This window comes from Phenylobacterium sp., assembly GCF_041920015.1.
In the GTDB taxonomy this organism is placed as follows: domain Bacteria; phylum Pseudomonadota; class Alphaproteobacteria; order Caulobacterales; family Caulobacteraceae; genus Phenylobacterium.
Genome location: NZ_JAYRST010000154.1, coordinates 1 through 1,696 on the forward strand (window position 1 = coordinate 1; position 1,696 = coordinate 1,696).

The following is a 1,696-nucleotide window of genomic DNA, read 5'->3' on the forward strand; positions in this document are numbered from 1 at the left end:
ACGCTGATCAGGCCCTGGACGCCCCCTTGTTGGGCGGCGGCATCGGTCGGGTGACCCAGTCGAAGAATCCCAAGTTCAAGGAAGGCGACCTGGTCCGCCACGGCGCCGGCTTCCGCGAGACCTTCGTCTCTGACGGCCGCGGCGTCTCGGTGCTGAACCGCGATCCGGAACTGCCGCTGAGCGTCTACATGCACGCGCTCGGCGGCACCGGCATCACCGCCTATGGCGGCCTGCTGGGCACCGGCGCCCTGAAGGACGGCGAGCAGGTCTTCGTCTCCACGGCCGGCGGGGCCGTGGGCTCGGTCGTGGCCCAGATCGCCAAGATCAAGGGCTGCTACGTCGTGGGCTCCACCGGGACCGACGAGAAGGCCGCCTGGTTGAAGGGCGAGGTCGGGATCGACGCGGTGATCAACTACAAGACGGAAAACCTGGCCGAGGCCCTGAAGGCCGCCACCCCCAAGGGCATCGACGTCTATTTCGAGAATGTCGGCGGCGCGCACCTGGACGCCGCCCTGCCGCTGATGAACGTGCGCGGCCGCAACCCGGTCGGCGGCATGATCTCGACCTATAACGGCGACGGCGAGGGGGTGAAGAACCTGTTTTCCCTAATCTATGGCCGCATCCGCATGGAGGGCTTCGTGGCCGGCGACTTCCCGCACCTGAACGCCGACTTCCAGGCCGACATGACCGCTTGGCTCAAGTCGGGCCAGATCAAGTACCAGGAGACCATCCTGGCCGGCTTCGAGCGCGCGCCCGAGGGGTTGATCGGCCTCTTCGACGGCCTGAACAACGGCAAGATGCTGATCCACATCGCCGACTAGCGGAGGCATGCCTTCTCCCCTTGCGGGAGAAGGTGGCCCTGTGTGCAGCCCGGATAGAGTGGTGACAGATTAGCCCGGATGGATAGGTGACAGTCTTCTCCTGATCAGGAGCAGGGTCGGATGAAGGGGTTGATAGACCTATCGGCTAAATCTCAATCGTCATCCCGGCCGCAGCGAAGCGGAGAGCCGGCGACTGTGTTGGGTCAAGCGGGCTTCTGCCAGGGTTGGTTGGCCTTGATGATGCTGTTTGCGGCGACGACGATCTTTCTGGCGATGGCGACGAGGGCGACCTTTGCGGGCTTTCCGGCCTGGCGCAGGGCCAGGTACTCGCGCTTGAAGCCCTTGTCGGTGCGCGCGGCGCTGACCGCGGCCATGTAGAGGGCGGCGCGGACGCAAGGGCGGCCACCACCGATGTGGGCCTGTCCGGTGCGGGTCCCGCTCTGGTTGGGATGGGGGGCCAGGCCGGCCAGGCTGGCCACGGCCTTGCGGTCGAGGCTTCCCAGCTCGGGCAGGTCGGCCATCAGGGTCATGCTGACGGCGGGGCCGACGCCGGGGATGGTCTGCAGCAGGCGCGCGCGCTCAGGCCCGTTCTGACGGGCCAGCAGCTCGGCCTGCAGCAAGGCCTCCACCTTGGCGCGCTCCTCCGACAGCATGGCGATCATCTGCCGGCAGCTGTCGGCCACGGCGGCGTCCAGGGTCTGCTTGAGCCGGGTCTTCTCCATGGCCGCCATCTCCACCAGCTGCCGGCGGCGGGTGGAGAGGCTGCGGATCTCGAAGGCCTTGGCGTCGGGTACGGGGCGGGCGGCGTCCTGCATGAGCAGAGCGAAGCGCGCGATCAGCGCCGCGTCCAGTCTGTCGGTCTTGGCCCGACGACC

2 protein-coding genes are annotated in these 1,696 nt (G+C 67.6%); one reads left to right on the forward strand and one right to left on the reverse strand.

Annotated features, from left to right (window positions below; translation table 11 throughout):
* Positions 1–821, forward strand: an 821-nt coding sequence (locus ACE3TL_RS16960; protein WP_374579833.1) for an NADP-dependent oxidoreductase, incomplete at its 5' end; no start/stop codon positions are given.
* 203 nt (positions 822–1,024) lie between these two features.
* Here the strand turns inward: ACE3TL_RS16960 and ACE3TL_RS16965 are convergent.
* Positions 1,025–1,696: IS110 family transposase (locus tag ACE3TL_RS16965; protein ID WP_374579834.1), on the reverse strand; the 672-nt coding region annotated here is incomplete at its 5' end.